This window comes from Achromobacter sp. UMC71, from assembly GCF_014170305.1.
GTDB lineage: Bacteria > Pseudomonadota > Gammaproteobacteria > Burkholderiales > Burkholderiaceae_B > Achromobacter.
On sequence record NZ_LZZT01000014.1, the window covers coordinates 24,021 to 42,574 of the forward strand.

At 67.0% G+C, this 18,554-nt stretch carries 13 protein-coding genes; 10 read left to right on the forward strand and 3 right to left on the reverse strand.

Features of this window, described 5'->3' with window-relative positions; translation table 11 throughout:
• Positions 1-111: 111 nt before the first annotated feature.
• The 3 genes from hrpA to A9974_RS05980 all read left to right on the forward strand — a co-directional run bounded on the left by hrpA (position 112) and on the right by A9974_RS05980 (position 7,214).
• Complete coding sequence (gene hrpA, locus A9974_RS05970) at positions 112-4,050, forward strand: ATP-dependent RNA helicase HrpA (RefSeq protein WP_183003237.1); 3,939 nt, start codon at positions 112-114, stop codon at positions 4,048-4,050.
• A gap of 126 nt (positions 4,051-4,176) precedes the next feature.
• On the forward strand, positions 4,177-5,910 hold the full coding sequence (locus A9974_RS05975) for an ABC transporter permease subunit (protein WP_183003238.1): 1,734 nt from the start codon (positions 4,177-4,179) through the stop codon (positions 5,908-5,910).
• Between the two features lie 8 nt (positions 5,911-5,918).
• Entirely contained in the window at positions 5,919-7,214 is a 1,296-nt protein-coding gene (locus A9974_RS05980; protein ID WP_183003239.1) for an AAA-associated domain-containing protein, read from the forward strand.
• Positions 7,215-7,253: 39 nt separating this feature from the next.
• On the opposite strand, the gene lpxO is transcribed toward A9974_RS05980, so the two are convergent.
• Positions 7,254-8,153: a lipid A hydroxylase LpxO gene (lpxO, locus tag A9974_RS05985; RefSeq protein WP_183003240.1), complete on the reverse strand. Its 900-nt coding sequence runs from the start codon at positions 8,151-8,153 to the stop codon at positions 7,254-7,256.
• A gap of 128 nt (positions 8,154-8,281) precedes the next feature.
• Between lpxO and dnaE the strand changes: the two genes are divergently transcribed.
• Genes dnaE through A9974_RS06020 form a run of 7 tightly spaced genes read left to right on the forward strand, consistent with a single transcriptional unit; the run spans position 8,282 to position 17,437 of the window.
• Positions 8,282-11,773: a DNA polymerase III subunit alpha gene (dnaE, locus tag A9974_RS05990; protein ID WP_183003241.1), complete on the forward strand. Its 3,492-nt coding sequence runs from the start codon at positions 8,282-8,284 to the stop codon at positions 11,771-11,773.
• Entirely contained in the window at positions 11,773-12,864 is a 1,092-nt protein-coding gene (locus tag A9974_RS05995) for a glycosyltransferase family 4 protein (RefSeq protein ID WP_183003242.1), read from the forward strand. Before dnaE ends, A9974_RS05995 begins: the two co-directional genes overlap by 1 nt.
• Positions 12,861-13,709 carry a polysaccharide deacetylase family protein gene (locus A9974_RS06000; RefSeq protein ID WP_183003243.1) on the forward strand — a complete coding sequence of 283 codons (849 nt, stop codon included), beginning with the start codon at positions 12,861-12,863 and terminating at the stop codon, positions 13,707-13,709. Before A9974_RS05995 ends, A9974_RS06000 begins: the two co-directional genes overlap by 4 nt.
• On the forward strand, positions 13,706-14,458 hold the full coding sequence (locus A9974_RS06005; protein WP_183003244.1) for a glycosyltransferase family 2 protein: 753 nt from the start codon (positions 13,706-13,708) through the stop codon (positions 14,456-14,458). The genes A9974_RS06000 and A9974_RS06005 overlap by 4 nt, the downstream gene beginning before the upstream one ends.
• Positions 14,455-15,570, forward strand: a complete 1,116-nt coding sequence (locus A9974_RS06010) for a glycosyltransferase family 4 protein (RefSeq protein ID WP_183003245.1) — start codon at positions 14,455-14,457, stop codon at positions 15,568-15,570. The genes A9974_RS06005 and A9974_RS06010 overlap by 4 nt, the downstream gene beginning before the upstream one ends.
• An 18-nt stretch (positions 15,571-15,588) precedes the next feature.
• Positions 15,589-16,314, forward strand: coding sequence for a polysaccharide deacetylase family protein (locus A9974_RS06015; protein ID WP_183003246.1), 726 nt, complete (start codon positions 15,589-15,591; stop codon positions 16,312-16,314).
• Positions 16,289-17,437, forward strand: coding sequence for a glycosyltransferase family 4 protein (locus tag A9974_RS06020; protein WP_183003247.1), 1,149 nt, complete (start codon positions 16,289-16,291; stop codon positions 17,435-17,437). Before A9974_RS06015 ends, A9974_RS06020 begins: the two co-directional genes overlap by 26 nt.
• Before the next feature lie 66 nt (positions 17,438-17,503).
• Here A9974_RS06020 and A9974_RS06025 read toward each other — a convergent pair whose 3' ends face one another.
• Entirely contained in the window at positions 17,504-17,788 is a 285-nt protein-coding gene (locus A9974_RS06025; protein WP_370539580.1) for a YkgJ family cysteine cluster protein, read from the reverse strand.
• Positions 17,779-18,543 (reverse strand): YdcF family protein, encoded by a 765-nt coding sequence (locus A9974_RS06030; RefSeq protein WP_183003248.1) that lies wholly within the window; start codon positions 18,541-18,543, stop codon positions 17,779-17,781. Before A9974_RS06030 ends, A9974_RS06025 begins: the two co-directional genes overlap by 10 nt.
• Between the last annotated feature and the right edge of the window lie 11 nt (positions 18,544-18,554).

Consider the following 18,554-nt stretch of genomic DNA (forward strand, 5'->3'; position numbering starts at 1 on the left):
GGCAACAACGCGGCGAGGCGCCGCGTCAACGCGCCGTCGCAAGGGCGGCGTGCCGAAATTATATGACCGCGGGGCGTTTATATAATAGGAACCTAACCGGACAAATCGTACATGCCAGAATCTTCCCGCCCGCGGCCGCCCGAAGCAGCCGACGGGTCGACCCGTGCCCCCGGAAAGCCGCGGGCCAGCGGCGTGGCCCAGGCCGAGCGCCGGGCGCCCCGCCCCGAGCGGCCCATTCCCGCCGTCACCTACCCCGAAGACCTGCCCGTCAGCGCGCGGCGCCAGGAGATCGCGCGCGCCATCGCCAACCATCAGGTGGTGATCGTCAGCGGCGAGACCGGCTCGGGCAAGACCACCCAGCTGCCCAAGATCTGCCTGGAGCTGGGCCGCGGCCGCCAGAAGATGATCGGCCATACCCAGCCGCGGCGGCTGGCCGCCACCTCGGTGGCCAAGCGCATCGCCGAGGAACTGAATACCCCGATGGGCGAGGTGGTGGGCTACCAGGTGCGGTTCAGCGACCGCACCGGCCCCAACGCGTCCATCAAATTGATGACCGATGGCATTTTGCTGGCCGAGTCGCAGCGCGATCCGCTTTTGCGCCGCTACGACACCATCATCATCGACGAGGCGCACGAACGCAGCCTGAACATCGATTTTCTGCTGGGCTACCTGAAGCAGCTGTTGCCGCGGCGCCCGGACCTGAAGATCATCATCACGTCGGCCACCATCGACGCCGAGCGCTTCGCCCGCCATTTCGCGGCGTCCGAAGACAAGCTCGCGCCGGTCATCGAGGTCTCGGGCCGGCTGTACCCGGTTGAATTGCGCTACCGCCCGGTGCGCGAGGAAGCCGCCGAGGACGAGGCGCCCGCCAAGCCCGGCCGCGACCGCGAACGCATGTCCGGCGACGAAGAGCGCGACCTGGTCGACGCCATCGTCGACGCCGTGGACGAGTGCGCCCGCCATGGTCCGGGCGACGTACTGGTGTTCCTGCCCGGCGAGCGCGAGATTCGCGAGTCGGCCGAGGCGCTGCGCAAGCGCCATCCGGCTGGCACCGAGGTGCTGCCGCTGTACGCGCGCCTGTCGCAGGCCGAACAGGAACAGATCTTCCATCCGCGCGGCAACGCGCGGCGCATCGTGCTGGCCACCAACGTGGCCGAAACCTCGCTGACCGTGCCCGGCATCCGCTTCGTGGTCGACAGCGGTCTGGCCCGCATCAAGCGCTATTCCTGGCGCAACAAGGTCGAACAGCTGCGCATCGAGCCCATCAGCCGGGCCTCGGCCAATCAGCGCGCCGGCCGTTGCGGCCGCGTCGGCCCGGGCGTATGCATCCGGCTCTACGACGAGGCCGACTTCAACGCCCGCGCGGCCTTCACCGACCCCGAAGTGCTGCGCTCGTCGCTGGCCTCGGTCATCCTGCGGATGAAGTCGCTCAAGCTCGATGACATCGAGCAGTTTCCCTTCGTCGAAGCACCGCCCGGGCGCGCCATCGCCGACGGCTACCATCTGCTGCAGGAACTGGGCGCCATCGAGCTGGCCTCGGCCGACGACGATCCCGATGCCACCCGCAGCGGCGCCTCGTTCGTGCTGACCGAGACCGGCCACGAACTGGCCAAACTGCCGGTGGACCCGCGCATCGGCCGCATGATCCTGGCCGCGCGCGAACAGCAGTGCCTGGCCGAAATGCTGATCATCGCGTCGGCGCTGTCGGTGCAGGACGCCCGAGACCGCCCCATGCAGGAGCGCGAGGCGGCCGAAGCCGCCCACGCCAAGTTCGCCGACGACAAGTCCGAGTTCATTTCCTTCCTGAAACTGTGGCGCTGGTACGGTGAACAGGTCCAGCACAAGGCCTCGCAGCGCAAGCTGGTGAGCCTGTTGCGGCAGAATTTCCTGTCGCCCATCCGCCTGCGCGAATGGCACGACGTTCACACCCAGCTGGCTGCCCTGGTGGGCGAACAGGGCTGGCGCGTCAACCAGATCGAGGCCACCTACGAACAGCTGCACCTGGCCCTGCTGTCGGGCCTGCTGGGCAACATCGGCTTCAAGAGCGACGAGGGCGGCCATTACCAGGGCGCCCGCGACATCCGCTTCCACATCCACCCCGGCTCGCGCCTGGTCAAGAAGGCGGGCCGCTGGATCGTCGCCGCCGAACTGGTCGAGACGACCCGGCTGTATGCGCGCTGCGTGGCCAGGATCGACCCGGTCTGGCTGGAAAAGGTGGGCGCCCACCTGATCCGCAAGAACTGGTCGGACCCGCGCTGGGAAAAGAAGGCTGGCCAGGTCGTGGCCAACGAACGCGCCACGCTGTACGGGCTGACCATCTACACCGGCCGGCGCATCCAGTACGGCCGCGTGCATCCGCGCGAGGCGCGCGAACTGTTCATCCGCCAGGCGCTGGTGCCGGGCGAGATCGATACGCGCCTGGCCTTCGTGGCCCACAACCGCAAACTGATCGCCGGCATCGAAAAGCTCGAGCACCAGACCCGCCGCCCGGACATCCTGGTCGACGACGAGCTGATCTACGCCTTCTACGACCGCCAGTTGCCGGCCGACATCTCGCAGACCGCGACCCTCGAAAAATGGGTGGGCGGGCTGGACAAGGCCGCCGCGGCCAAGCTCATGCTGACGCGCGACGAGTTGATGCGGCACGAGGCCGCCGGCGTCACCACCGACGTCTTTCCCAAGAAGGTCGAGTGGCAGGGCGTCTCGATGGCGCTGGACTACCACTTCGAGCCCGGCTCGCCGCGCGATGGCGTGACGCTGTCGGTGCCGCTGTTTGCCCTGAACCAGATCGATCCGGCGCGCTGCGAATGGCTGGTGCCCGGCATGCTCAAGGAAAAGGCGCATCTGCTGCTCAAGTCCTTGCCACAGAAGCTGCGCCGCCACTGCGTGCCGCTGCCCGACTACGCCGCCGGCTTCTACGACCGCTGGTTCGAGCGCATGGCCGATCCCCAGATGGGCCTGGTCGACGCCCTGATCGCCGACATGTGGGACCAGGTGCAGGTGCGCCCGGCCGTGGCCGATTTCAAGCTGGAAACCCTGCCGGCCCACCTGTTCATGAATTTCCGGGTGGTCGACGAGCATGGCCGCATGCTGTCCGCCGGCCGCAACCTGGCCCAGTTGCGCGCCGAATTCGGCAAGCAGGCCCAGGCCACCTTCCAGCAGTTGGCGGCCAGCGATACGCAGGTGGCCCAGGCGCTGGCGCATGAAAACCTGACGTCCTGGTCGTTCGGCCCGTTGCCGGAGATCCTCGAGATCAAGCGCCGCGGCCAGTCGGTCATCGGGTATCCGGCGCTGGTGGACCGGGGCGCGCATTGCGACCTGGACGTGTTCGACGATCCCGACGAGGCCCGCAAGGCCCACCGGGCTGGCCTGCTCAAGCTGTTCCGGCTGGGCCTGCGCGAGCAGGTCAAGTTCCTGGAAAAGAACCTGGCCGACCTGACCAGGATCAGCATGCTCTACATGACGCTGGGCACGCAGGAAGAGCTGCGCGACCAAATCATCGACTGCGCCCTGGGCCAGGCCTGCCTGGCCGAGCCCTGGCCCGTCAACGAGCAGCAGTTCGAGGCCCGCCGCACCGAAGGCAAGGGCCGGCTGGGCCTGCTGGCGCAGGAGGTTGCCCGCCTGGCGGGCACGGTGCTGACGGAATACGCGGCCCTGCAGCGCAAGCTGCCGCAGGCCAAGCCGCACGCCGCCGCCTACGCCGACCTGCAGCAGCAGCTGGGGGCGCTGATGCCCAAGTGGTTCATCCGCGACACCCCCTATGCCCAGTTGTCCCACTACCCGCGTTACCTGAAGGCGGCGGTGGCGCGCATCGACAAGCTGCGCGCCGATCCGGGGCGGGACGCCAAGCTGGTGGCCGAAATGGCGCCGCTGCTCACGCAGTACCAGCGGACCCGCTCGGCCCTGAAGGGGGCGCCCGACCCGCGCCTGGACGAGTTCCGCTGGCTGCTCGAAGAGCTGCGGGTGGCGCTGTTTGCGCAGGAATTGCGCACGCCCATGCCGGTTTCGGTCAAGCGGCTGATGAAAAGCTGGGAGTCCCTGCAACGCTGACGGCGGGACGGCGCGAGCCGTCCCGTATTACAGGCAGATTTCAGTCGTTTTCCGTTCAGAGACGCGTCATCTGGTTATGCTTCAATGCGCGGGCCTTTCCCCGCCGCTCCCTGGAGCATTGCCGACATGTTCGAGCTTTTCAGCACCCGGACCCGCCCGTCCTCGTCGTCCCGCTCCTCGCCCAACCGCTGGGACTGGGCGCTCTTGCCCCTGGTCCTGGTGGTGCTGGCCGCCATGGCCTACGGCGCCTCGCAGATGAGCCGCCCCTTCGCCGTCGGCGAAGAACTGCCGATCTCCCTGGATCCGGTCTACCTGCCGTACTACCTCTTGCGCACCATCCTGCGCATGTTCACGGCGCTGGCCTTCTCGCTGCTGTTCAGCTTCATCTTCGCGGCCATCGCCGCGAAGTACCGCACGGCGGAAAAAGCGATGATCCCGATGCTGGACATCCTGCAGTCGGTGCCCATCCTGGGGTTCCAGGCCATCGCCATCGCCCCGTTCATCGCGCTGTTCCCCGGCAATCTGCTAGGGGTGGAATGCGCGGCGATCTTCGCCATCTTCACGTCCCAGGCCTGGAACATGGCGTTCAGCCTGTACCAGTCCATGCGCACCGTGCCGGCCGAGCTCAACGAGGCGGCGCGGGTGTTCCGGCTGTCGAGCTGGCAGCGCTTCTGGCGCCTGGAACTGCCGTACGCCACCCCGGGCCTGCTCTGGAACATGATGATGTCCATGTCCGGCGGTTGGTTCTTCCTGGTGGCGGCCGAAGCGATTTCGGTGGCCGGGCAGGACATCAAGCTGCCCGGCATCGGCTCGTACATCGCCGTGGCCATCGACGCCGAGGACGGCCGCGCCATCGCCTGGGCCATCGGCGCCATGATGGCCGGCATCCTGCTGTACGACCAGCTGTTCTTTCGCCCGCTGCTGGCCTGGGCCGACAAATTCCGCTTCGAGGAATCGCAGGCCGACGTCGCCCAGCAGTCCTGGCTGCTGGACTGGACTCGCCGCAGCCGCTGGATGCAAGCCCTGTCCAACCTGTTCTGGGCCCGCATGCGGCGCGCCCTGGGCTGGTTCAGCGTGTCCTATGACGGCACCTCGATCCGGGCCCGCGCCAAGGCGCCGGACCCGCGCTGGACCCGGGTCTGGGATTCGCTGCTGGCCGCCGGCGCGCTGCTGGCCACCTACAAGCTGGTGGTCTTCGTGCACGCGGAAGTGGGCTGGGCCGAAGTGCTGCACGTGGTGGGCCTGGGCGGCATCACCCTGGTGCGGGTGATGGTGCTGATCGGGCTGGCGTCCACGATCTGGGTGCCGATCGCCGTCTGGATCGGCCTGCGGCCCAAGTATTCCCAGCGGGTGCAGGCGGTGGCGCAGTTCCTGGCGGCATTCCCGGTCAATCTGCTGTTTCCAGCCGTGGTGTTCGTGATGGTGGCGTTGAAACTCAGCCCCAACATCTGGCTCAGTCCGCTGATCATCTTCGGCACCCAGTGGTACATCCTGTTCAACGTGGTGGCGGGGGCGTCGACGATCCCCAACGAACTGCGTCTGGCGGCCAGCAACCTGGGCCTGAAGGGCTGGCTGCTGTGGCGCCGGGTGTACCTGCCGGCCGTGTTCCCCAGCTTCATCACGGGGGCCATCACCGCCAGCGGCGGCTCCTGGAACGCCAGCATCGTGGCCGAGTACGTGTCCTGGGGCAACACTTCGCTGGTGGCCGACGGCCTGGGCAGCTATATCAAGCAGATGACCGAGCAGGGTGATTTCCACCGCATCGCGCTTGGCATCGGGGTCATGAGCATCTTCGTCATGCTGCTGAACCGGTTCTTCTGGCGAAAACTGTATTTGCTGGCCGAAGACCGCGGCCGGTAGGAGTCCTCATGAATGCCAATCTCCTGATCGAACTGCACGATGTGGGCAAATCGTTCCGCGCCGCGGACGGCACTGCCCGCAACGTGCTGGAACACGTGGACTTCATCCTGCACGAAGGCGAGATCGTCGCTTTGCTGGGCAAGTCCGGCTCGGGCAAATCGACGCTGCTGCGCATCATGGCGGGGCTGGTCAATGCCGACCAGGGCACCGTCACCTATCGCGGCCAGCCGGTGTACGGCCCCGCGTCGGGCATCGCCATGGTGTTCCAGTCGTTCGCGCTGTTCCCCTGGCTGACCGCGCAGCAGAACGTCGAACTGGGGCTGGAAGCCCAGGGCGTGGCGCCGGCCGAACGCGCCAAGCGCGCCGACGCCGTGCTCGACCTGATGGGCCTGGGCGGTTTCGGCGGCGCCTTGCCGCGCGAACTGTCCGGCGGCATGCGCCAGCGCGTCGGCATCGCCCGCGCGCTGGTCATGAACCCCGACGTGCTGTTGATGGACGAGGCTTTCTCGGCGCTGGACGTGCTGACCGGCGAAACCCTGCGCGACGACATGCTCGAGCTCTGGGACGAAAGCCGCATCTCGACCAAGGGCATCCTGATCGTGTCGCACAACATCGAGGAAGCGGTCATGATGGCCGACCGCATCATCATTTTTTCCAGCGACCCCGGCCGCATCCGCAGCCAGGTCCAGATCGGCCTGCCGCGGCCGCGCAATGCCGACTCTCCGCAGGTGCGGGCGCTGATCGACGAGGTCTACGCGCTGATGACCCAACGCCCGGCGCACGATGTGCCCACCCCGCGTCAGCAGGGCCTGGGCTACCGCTTCCCGCAGACCGAGGTCGAGCGCATGGAAGGCGTGCTGGATGTGCTGGCCGAGGCGCCCTTCAATGGCCGCGCCGACCTGCCCAAGCTGGCCGAAGAAGCCGAGATCGCCGACGATGACCTGCTGCCGGCTTGCGAAGCCCTGGGGCTGTTCGGACTGGCGCAGATCGACAAGGGCGACATCTTCCTGACACCGCTGGGCCAGCGCTACGTGCACGCCGACCAGGGGCAAAAGCAGATCATCTTCGGGCGCCAGTTGCTGGCCCACGTGCCGCTGGCCGCGCATATCCGGCACAGCCTGGAACAGGAGCCCGCCGGTGCGCTGCCGGAAAAGAACTTCCTGGATTCGCTGGAAGAGTTCCTGAAGCCCGACGAGGCCGAACGGGTGTTGAAGATCGCCGTGGAATGGGGCCGCTATGGCGAAATCTATGGCTACGATTACCACACCGGCCTGCTGACGCTGCCGGACCGCGACGCGGGGTGAGGGGCAGGGGCGGCGGGCCGGGCGGCCCGCCGTGGCGTGCTACAGCGCGATGAAGCCCACGATCACCAGCGCGATCAGGCCATACTTGGTGGCCTTGTACACCGTGCGGTTCCAGGCCTTGAAGGCCTTGCGCTTCTGGTCGATGACCCAGTGCGCGTGGGTCAGCTTGTTGATGGCGCCGGTCTGGTCGCCGCCGTCGTTGGGCGAGCTGGCCGCCGACATCACCACCCGGCCGAACCAGCGGTTGAAGGCTTCGGCCCAGCCCCATTTCAGTGGGCGCTCGACGTCGCAGAACAGGATGATGCGGTTCTGGTCGGTGCGGTTGTAGGCTTCGTGGACGTAGGTTTCGTCAAACACCACGCTTTCGCCGTCGCGCCAGCTGTACTGTTCGCCGTCGACGATGATGTGGCAGCCGTTGTCGTTGGGCGTGACCAGGCCCAGGTGGTAGCGCAACGAGCCCGCGAACGGGTCGCGGTGCGGGTTGAGCTGGCCGCCAGGGGGCAGCTCGGCGAACATGGCCGCCTTGACCTTGGGCAGCGTCTTCAGGATCGCTACGGTCTTGGGGCATAGCTCTTCGGCCGACGGGTGGCGCGCGTCATACCATTTCAGGTAGAAGCGCTTCCAGCCGTACTTGAAGAACGAATTGAAGCCGATGTCGTTGTGGCTGTCGGCCGCCTTGATGCGGCGCAGCTCGGCCATTTGCACGGCCTCGTCGCGGATCGTTTCCCAGTTGTCGTCCAGGACCTTGAGCTCGGCGATTTCGCTGGTGGTCAGGTAGGGCGTGGACGGCACGCGCGAAGCCAGCACCATGAAGGCATTGACGGGGGCGAGCAGCACGGAATGGTCCAGCAATTGCCGGCCCAGGGGCAGCTTGACGCGGCCTCGGAAGTGCGCAAACAGGATGGCGGCAAGCCAGATCCCGGGTATCAGCCATTTCATACGTAAATCTCGTCGTGCGGCGGGTGAGTCAGGTCCAATCGTCTATTGTTACACAGGGCTGCCCGGCAGGCGGCGCCGGAATCGTCCACGGCGCGTTTTTGGGCCGTTCGACTAGGTACAATTCCGCTATGTCCGAAGCCGTAACAAACCCGTCCCCATTTGTTCACCTGCGCGTCCACTCCGAGTTCTCGGTGGTGGACGGTATTGTGCGCATCCCCGACCTCATCAAGCGCGTGGCCAAGCTGGGCCAGCCCGCGGTCGCCCTGACCGATCTGTCGAACCTGTTCGGCCTGATCAAGTTCTACAAGGGCGCGCGCGGCGCGGGCGTCAAGCCCATCGCCGGCGCCGATGTCTGGCTGACCAACGACGAAGACCCGTCCAAGCCGTTCCGGGTGTTGCTGCTGGTGCGCAACCACCAGGGCTACCTGAACCTGTGCGAACTGCTGTCGCGTTCGTTTCTGACCAACCAGGGCAAGGGCCGGGCTGAAATCCGCCGCGAATGGCTGCAGGGCCAGGAAGGCCTGATCGTGCTGTCAGGCGGGCGCGGCGGCGACGTCGGCCAGGCGCTGGACGCCGGCAACGCCGTGTCGGCGCTGGCGCTGGCGCGCCAATGGGCGCTGATGTTCCCGGGCAGCTACTACATCGAACTGCAGCGCGCCGGCATGGACGGCGACGAAGCCTACACCCAGGCCGCCATGCGCCTGGCGGCCGAAGCCGGCCTGCCGGTGGTGGCCACCCACCCGGTGCAGTTCCTGGACGAATACGAATTCCAGGCGCACGAGGCCCGGGTCTGCATCGCCGAAGGCGAAATCCTGGCCAATCCGCGCCGGGTGCGCCGCTTCACCAAAGAGCAGTACCTGCTCAGCTCCGAGGAAATGGCGCGCCGCTTCGCCGACGTGCCCTCGGCGCTGGCCAACACGGTCGAAATCGCCAAGCGCTGCAACCTCAGCCTGGTGCTGGGCAAGCCGCGCCTGCCGGATTTCCCCACGCCCGACGGTGTGACGCTGGACGACTACCTGGTCCAGCTGTCCGAAGAGGGCCTGGAAAAGCGCATGGAGTTCCTGTTCCCGGACGCCGCCGAACGCGAGTCCAAGCGCGCGCAGTACTACGAACGCCTGCGCTGGGAATGCAAGACCATCATCCAGATGGGCTTTCCGGGCTACTTCCTGATCGTGCAGGACTTCATCAACTGGGGCAAGAACAACGGCGTGCCGGTCGGCCCGGGCCGGGGCTCGGGCGCCGGCTCCCTGGTGGCGTACGCGCTGGGCATCACCGACCTGGATCCCATCCGCTACGACTTGCTGTTCGAGCGCTTCCTGAATCCCGAGCGGGTCTCCATGCCCGACTTCGATATCGACTTCTGCCAGGACAACCGCGAACGCGTCATCGACTACGTCAAGGAAAAGTACGGCCGCGCCGCCGTGAGCCAGATCGCCACCTTCGGCACGCTGGGCGCCAAGGCCGTGGTGCGTGACGCCGGCCGCGTGCTGGACATGCCCTACATGTTCTGCGATGGCCTGTCCAAGCTGATCCCGTTCAACCCGATGGACCCCTGGTCGCTCGAACGCACTCTGAAGGACGAGCCCGCCTTCAAGGACCGCTACGAACAGGAAGAAGAAGTGCGCGCGCTGGTCGACCTGGCCAAGCCGCTCGAAGGCCTGACCCGCAACATCGGCATGCACGCCGGCGGCGTGCTCATCGCGCCCGGCAAACTCACCGACTTCTGCCCGCTGTATTGCCAGCCCGGCCAGGAAAACAGCGCGGTCTCGCAGTTCGACAAAGACGACGTCGAAGCCGCCGGCCTGGTCAAGTTCGACTTCCTGGGCCTGCGCAACTTGACCATCCTGGACTGGGCCGTGCGCTACGTGCGTCAGTTCAACGAAGACAAGCGCGACTTCGACGTCATGGCGCTCAGCCTGGACGACCCGGCCGCCTACAAGATTCTGTGCGACGCGAACACCACCGCGGTGTTCCAGCTGGAATCGCGCGGCATGAAGGAACTGCTCAAGAAGCTGCGCCCCAACACCTTCGAAGACATCATCGCCATGCTGGCCCTGTACCGTCCGGGGCCGCTCGAATCCGGCATGGTGGACGACTTCGTCAACCGCAAGCACGGCCGTGCCGCGGTGGACTACTTCCACTCCGACCTGGAAGCGACCCTCAAGAGCACCTACGGGGTCATCGTCTACCAGGAACAGGTGATGCTGATCTCGCAGATCATCGGCGGCTATTCGCTGGGCGGCGCCGACCTGCTGCGCCGGGCCATGGGCAAGAAAAAGCCCGAGGAAATGGCCAAGCACCGCGAGTTGTTCGAACAGGGCGCCAAGGAAAAGGGCCACGATCCCGACCTGGCGGTCAAGCTGTTCGACTTGATGGAAAAGTTCGCGGGCTACGGCTTCAACAAGTCGCACTCGGCCGCGTACGCGCTGATTTCCTACCAGACCGCCTGGCTCAAGGCCTACCACCCGACCGAATTCCTGGCCGCCACCATGTCGTCCGATATGGACGACACGGACAAGGTCCAGATCTTCTGCCGCGATGCGCAGGACAATGGCGTCGAAGTCCTGCCGCCCGACGTCAACTTCTCGGGCTTTCGCTTCGAGCCGGTGGCCGACAAATACACCGAAAAGGGCAAGCCGCCGCGCACCATGCGCTACGGCCTGGGCGCCGTGAAGGGCACGGGTCAGGGCGCGGTCGAAGACATCCTGCGCGCGCGCAAGGAAGGCGGCCCGTTCCAGAACCTGTTCGACTTTTGCCGCCGCGTCGGCAAGCAGGCCGTCAACCGCCGCACCATCGAAGCCCTGATCAAGGCGGGCGCGTTCGACACCATCGAACCCAATCGCGCCGCCATGCTGGCGTCGGTGCCCACCGCGATGGAAGCGGCCGAGCAGGCCGCGCGCAGCGCCAACCAGTCGTCCCTGTTCGGCGACGACAGCAGCGACGTGGTGGCCGGCGAACTGGCCAAGGTCGCGCCCTGGGACCTGCACAAGAAACTGACCGAGGAAAAGTCGGCGCTGGGCTATTACTACAGTGGCCACCTGTTCGACGCCTGGCGCGACGAAGTGCGCCAGATCGTGCCGATGCAGCTGGCGCGGGTCGAGCCGCAGCGCGACCTGCAATGGATGTGCGGAGTGCTGGCCAGCGTGCGCGTCATGATGACCCGCCGCGGCAAGATGGTCTTCGCGGTGCTGGACGACGGCACCGCGCAGGTCGAAATCTCCGTCTTCAACGAACTGTACGAAAAGCACCGCAACCGGCTGCGCGAAGACCAGCTCGTCATCGTGCAGGGCAAGGTCAGCAACGACGACTACTCCGGCGGCATGCGTATCGTGGCCGAGCAGCTCTATGACCTGCAGCTGGCGCGCGAGGCGCGGGCCAAGTCGCTGCGCGTCAAGCTCAACGGCGCGGCCGACGCCGCGCGCCTGCGCCAGATGCTCAATCCGTTCCGCGCCGAGCCCGAAAACGGCATTCCCGGCGTGCCGGTCGACATCGTTTACACCAAGAACAATTTCCTGTGCACGGTGCGGCTGGGCGAAGAATGGCGCGTCCGCATGGCCGACACGCTGCTCGAGAACCTGAATGCCTGGACCAAGCCCAACGGCGTGGAGGTCACGTACTGATGCGTATCGTTCACTCTGAAGCCGCCACCAGTTTCGGCGGCCAGGAAGGACGGATCTTCAAGGAAATGAACGCCATGCGCGCGCGTGGCCACCACCTTGAAGCCATTTGCCAGCCCAGCGCGCTGCTGGCCCAGCGCCTGTCGGACGCGGGCTTTACCGTGCACACGCTGGAAATGGACGGTCCCGTCAATTACCTGAAGGGCGTTGCCGCCATCCGCCGCATCCTGCGCGAAGGCCGCTTCGACGTCCTCAACACGCACAGCCGCCGCGACACCGTCATCGCCGCGGCCGCCGCGCGCCTGGCGGGCACGCCGCTGATCGTGCGCACCCGCCATCTGTCCAACAAGGTCGGTTCGCTGTGGTCCTATACCCGGCTGCCGCATCGCGTTACCACGGTCAGCGACCACGTGCGCGAGCACCTGATCGAACGCGGCGTGCCGGCCGATCGCGTCGCCACCGTCTATTCGCCCATCGTGCTGCCGCCGCCGGTCGAACACTCCACGCTGCGCGAAGAATTGGGCCTGGCGCCGGACGACCTGGTGGTGGGGTGTGTTGCCGTCATGCGCGCCACCAAGGGCCACAAGGACCTGATCGACGCCATGGCGCCGCTGATGGCCAGCCGGCCCAAGCTGCACCTGGTCTTCGTGGGCGGCGGTTCGCCGGTGTTCGAGCAGACCGAAGCCTACGTGGCCGAGCGGGGCCTGCAAGACCGCATCCACCTGATGGGCACCCGGCGCGACGTGCCCAACCTGTTGGCCGGGTGCGACCTGTTCGCGCTGGCGACCCAGCAGGAAGCGTCCGGCACCGTCTACGTCGAAGCCCAGGCCAGCGGTCTGCCGGTTATCGGCACCGACGTGGGCGGCGTGTCCGAGATGTTCCGCAACGGCGAAACCGGCATCCTGGTGCCGCCCAAGGACCCGGCCGCGCTGACCGCCGCGCTGGAAAAGCTGATCGACGACCCGGCGCTGCGCCGCCGCATGGGCGAGGCCGGCCGCAAGATGGTCTGGGAAGAGGGCGTCTTCTCGCCGGCCCGCCTGGCCGAAACCACCGAAGCCATCTACGCCAAATGGCTGGCGGAGCGGCGCGGATGAACGCGCCCAACGTCCCGGTGCTGATGTACCACCATGTCACGCCGGCCGGCGGCATGATCAACGCCTTGCCCGATGTCTTCGAGGCGCAGATGTCCCGACTGGCGCGGGCTGGTTACCAGTCGCTGTCCACCGATCAGTTCGCCGCCTATCTGGCCGGCGCGCCGGTGCCCGAGCGCTCCGTGCTCATCACCTTCGACGACGGCTACCTGAACAACTGGGTCCACGCCCATCCGATCCTGGCGCGCCACGGCATGCGCGCTGTGTTGTTCACCATCACCGGCTGGATCGGTGACGGTCCGGTGCGGCCCCATGCGGGGCAGGGCCTGCCGCTGCCGGCCACGCCCGACCACGATGCTTGCAAGAAGGCGGTGGCCGAAGGCCGCAGCGACGACGTCATGCTGCGCTGGAGCGAAATCGAGGCTATGCAGGCGGCCGGTACGTTTGAATTCCATTCGCACACCCATACCCACACGCGCTGGGACAAGGTCTGCGGGGCCGATGTCGACGCCAAGCGCGCGCACATCGCCCAGGAACTGGCCGACTCGCGCGAAACGCTGACGCGCCGCCTGGGGCAGGCCAGCGATCATCTCTGCTGGCCCCAGGGCTATTTCGACGCCGACTACGTGGCGGCAGCCCGGCAGGCGGGTTTCCGCCACTTGTACACTACCGACCCTTTTGGCCAGAACACGCCCGCCGCGGACCCCGAACACATCTACCGCTTCGCGGTGCGTAACCAGGGCGGCACCTGGCTGAACCGGCGCATCTGGTTGTCGCGCGATCCCTTCTGGGGACCGCGCTATCACGCCTGGAAGGCCTGGAAAAAGCGTCTTAGGAATCGCGGATGAAGTTATCAGTCATTGTCATCACCAAGAACGAAGCGGCCAACATCGCCGATTGCCTGAAGTCCGTGGCCTTTGCGGACGAATTCATCGTGGTGGACTCGGGCAGCACCGATGGCACGGTGGAACTGGCACGCGCCCTGGGCGCCCGGGTTGAAATCACGCCCGATTGGCCCGGCTTCGGCCCGCAGAAGAACCGCGCGCTGGACCTGGCCACTGGCGACTGGGTGCTGTCGATCGATGCCGACGAGCGCGTCACGCCCGAACTGGCCCGCGAAATCCAGGACACCATCAACGCCCCGGCCGCCGATACCTATGAAATCGCGCGCCTGTCCAATTTCTGCGGCCGCGACATCCGCCACAGCGGCTGGTGGCCCGACTACGTGCTGCGCCTGTTCAAGCGCGGCACCGCGCGCTTCAACGACGCGGCCGTGCACGAGCGCGTGGTGCCGGTGAGCGGCCAGCCGCTGCAGCTCAAGGGCTACTTCAACCACTACCCCTACGACAACCTGGACGCGCTGATCACCAAGATCAACCGTTATTCGTCCGATGCTGCCGCCATGATGTACGCCAAGGGCCGGCGCACGTCCGTCCTGGGCGCGCTGGGCCACAGCTTCTGGACCTTCGTCCGCATCTACCTGATCCGTCGCGGTTTCCTGGATGGCCGCCATGGCCTGGTGCTGGCCGTCACCGCGGCCGCGGGCAGCTTCTTCCGCTATTCGAAGCTGATGTTCCTGGCCGAGAAGAAGAAGTGAGGATCCTCTACACCAACTTCCACGCCAACAACGGCGGCGGCCACGTCACCTACATCATCAACCTGGCGCGCGCCCTGGCGGCGGATCACCAGATCACCGTCGCCGCGCCCGCCAGCAGCCGCCTGTACCGCTACGCCAAGGCGATTCCCGGCGTCACGGTCGTGGACATGCGCTACACCACGCGCCCCTCGTCGTGGTTCGGCGACCGGGCCCGCCTGCGCCGCCTGATCAAGGATGGCCGCTTCGACATCATCCATGCCAACGGCTCGGCCGACCACAAGCAGGTCATGCTGGCCACGCTGGCCATGGCGCGCCGCCCGCGCATCGTCTTCACCAAGCACAACGATCACCCGGTGACCAGCTTCGGCCACAAGCTGCGGGTGGCGCTGGCCACCGACCACAGCATCGCCGTCAGCGATTACATCCACCGGTTCCTGGCCGATTCGCCCTACCAGCGGCGCCCGATCACCACCATCCGCCACGGCATCGACACCCAGTTCTTCGCGCCGCCGCCCGCTGAAAGCCTGGACAAGCTGCGCGACATCTTCTTCGGCCCCGAGTGGCGCGGCAAGCTGTTGCTGGGCAGCGCCGGCGGCACCGACTACGACAAGGGCTGGCTCGACCTGGTGGCCGCCGTCGCGGCGCTGCCGCCCGGTGACAAGGAACGGGTGCTGCTGCTGGTGGCCGGCGATCCTCCCATCGAAGCCAAGCTGGCGCGCGTGCGCGAGCTGGGCATGATCGACCAGGTGCGCTTTCCCGGCCTGCTCGACGACGTGCGCGCCGCGCTGGCGTCGTGCCACGCCGGCTTCGTGCTGTCTTACCGCGAGGCGCTGTCGTTCGCCTGCCGCGAGATCATGGCCCTGGGCCTGCCCGCCCTGGTCACCAATGCCGGCGGCCTGCCCGAAAACGTCACGGAAGGGGTTGACGGCTGGATCGTGCCGGTGCGCGACGTGGCCGCCATGACCGCGCGCCTGCAGGACATGCTGGCCCACCCCGACAAGGTCCGGGCCATGGGCGCCAATGCCCGCGAAACCAGCCTGCGCGACTTCAACCTGACGCGTTTCGCCCAAGCAACAGTCGACGTCTACCAGCGAACATTGGGCGGACACTGAGCGCTTATAATCCGCGCTATGTCTATCCCCATTCTCATGTACCACCAGATCGGCGAGCCCAATCCCAAGGGCACGCCGTTTCGCGGCCTGACGGTGCACCCCGACGACTTCGCGCGCCAGATGCGCTGGATGCGTTTCCTGGGCTACCGCGGCCTGTCGATGCGCGACGTCATGCCCTATGTGCGCGGCGAACGCCGCGGCAAGGTGTTCGGCCTGACCTTCGACGACGGCTATCGCAACGTGGTTCAGAACGCCATGCCGGTGCTGGACAAGCTGGGCTTCACGGCCACCAACTACCTGGTGGCCAATCAGTTCGACGGCGGTAATGTCTGGGACGCCAAGATCGGCATCCCGTTTTCGCCGCTGATGACGGTCGAAGAAATGCGCCAGTGGGCCGCGTCCGGCCACGAAGTCGGTTCGCACACGCTGGACCACGTCCACCTGCCCGAGATGACGCCCGACGAGGCCCGCCGCCAGATGGTCGAGTCCAAGGATGCGCTCGAGCAGGCGCTGGGCGCGCCCGTCACTGCCTTCTGCTATCCCTACGGCGACCACGGCCCCGAACACCTCGTCATGGCCCGCGAAGCCGGCTACGACAACGCCACGCTGACCAAGCGCGGCCTGGCCAACGCCAGCGACGATCCCTTCGGCCTGCCGCGGGTGACCGTGTCGCGTTCGACGGGCATCTTCCGTTTCCTGCAGAAATGCCTGACCCGCTATGAAGACACCCGCGGGCGCGGCTGAGCGGCGGCTGCGCATCGCATTGCTGGTCGACCGCTTCGGCAACCGCTTCGGCGGCGCTGAAGCCTACGGGGTCGAGCTGATGCGCGTGCTCGGCAAGCGCCACGATGTCTCCATCGTCGCCCGCGACTTCGACAGCGACCTGCCGTTTCCTTTCCTGCCCATCCGCTTTCCCGGCTGGCTGCCCAGCTGGATGCGGGTGCTGTACTTCGCCTGGAAGGCCGACCGCCTGACCCGCGGCCGCTACGACATCGTGCATTCGCACATGAACGGCTGGGCCGGTGAAATCCAGGTCATGCATGTCACCCCGGTGCGCTACAACCGCCTGACCCGCGTCAAGCCGTCCAAGCGGGCGCTGGCCTGGCTCAGCCCGCGCCTGGCCACCTATCTGCTGCTGGAAAAATTCCGCGTGCGCCAGGCGCCGGCGCGCCGCGTCGTGGCGGTGTCCGGGCTGATCATGGACCAGCTGCACCGCAGCTATGGCCCGCAATTGCCGGTCGACATCATCGCGCCTGGTGTCAAGCTGCCCGCGCCCGAAGCCGCCGCCGGCCGGGATGCCACCCGCGCCCGGCTCGGCTGGGACGCCGGCACCATCGGCTGTCTGTTGGTGGCCCGCAACCCCTTGCGCAAGGGGCTGCCGGCGCTGCTCGACGCCTTGGCGCTGTTGCCCGCGGCCTACCGCCTGCTGGTGGTGGGCGCCGACGACGCCACCCGTGAACGCGTGCGCGCCGCCGGCGAGGTCGCCCAGCGCGTCACGCTGGTCGACCCCACGCCCGAGGTCGCCCAGTACTTCGCCGCGGCCGACATCTACGCCCACCCGACCCTGAACGACAGCTATGCCATGGCGCCCCTGGAAGCCATGTCCCACGGCTTGCCGGTCGTGGTCAGCTCGCCCGCCTACTGCGGCTTCGCCCAATACCTGTCGGCGGGCAAGGACGCCCTCATCCTGCAAGATCCGCGCGACGGCGCCCAGCTGGCGCAAGCCTTGCAACGCCTGGGCGACGAACCCGAGCTGCGCGCGGCCCTGTCCGAACGTGGCCTGGCCATCGCCCGCGACCAAAGCTGGGAAACCGTGGCGTCGCGCTACGAAGAGCTGTATCAAGCGGTGCTGCAAGAGCGCGCTTGAACTTGGCCGCGGACGAGATGCCAGCGGCTTCAGGTAAAAAAAACGGGACCTCAAAAGGTCCCGTTTTCAATGCCGCGGCGCGGTCGCCCGTTCCAGTTCGTCGAGCCAGCGCACCGCGTATTCCCGGTCCGGCCCGCACATGTCGTGCTGGGCTTGCAGCCCGCCGCAGAAATCCGGCCGCGCAGGCTGGCCGAAAATCGCGCAGCGCATGTCTGGCAGCAGCTGGATACAGGGCACGCCCGCCGGCTTGCCATCCGGCATTCCCGGAATCGGGCTGGTGATCGACGGCGCGATGCAACAGGCCCCGCAGCCCGGCCGGCAGGCAAGCGCCGCGCCCACGTTCAGACCCACCCGCGCAGCCAGTACACGAACAGCCCGGCGTATTCCTTGATGATGGAACGGCTGGCGTCGAAGGTGCGCTGGTCGGGCAGCCACAGGTTCAGCGAACCGTCGGCGGGGCGCACGATCTGGGGCGGGGCGGGGGCGGCGATGGCCACTACCCCCTGCTTGGAAAATGCCGCCATCGCGCGCGGCATATGCAGGGCCGACGTCACCAGCAGCACCTTGCCGATGCCACGGGTCTTGAGCTGGTCTTCGGTCAGGGCAGCGTTCTCGTAGGTCGTGCGGCTGGCGTTTTCCAGGATCAGCGCCGTTTCCGGCACGCCCTGCTGGCGGATGGCATGGGCCATGCCGCGGGCTTCGCTGACATCGCCTTCCAGCGCGCCGCCGGACAGCACCACCTTGGGCGCGCGCCCGGCCAGGTACAGCTGCGCCGCGGTATCCACGCGCACCACGGCGGTGTCCTTGTCGTAGGGCAGGAACCAGTTGGCGCGGCCATTGGCGGTATTGCCGCCCAGCACCACGATGGCGTCGGCGGTGGGCGATTCGGTGGGCGGCAGATGCGGATAGCGGCTTTCCAGCGCGCCGCCCAGCCACAGCGACGTGGCGGGCAGCGACCAGGCCAGGGCCCACAGCAGGCCCGCGACGATCAGGGCGCCGCCGGTCTTGCGCAGCCGGAACAAGCCGAGCACCAGGCCGACCACCACCAGGGTCAGGCACAAGTTGTAGGGAATGATCAGATTCGCGAGGTAGCTGGAAAAGGTCATGTCAAAACAAT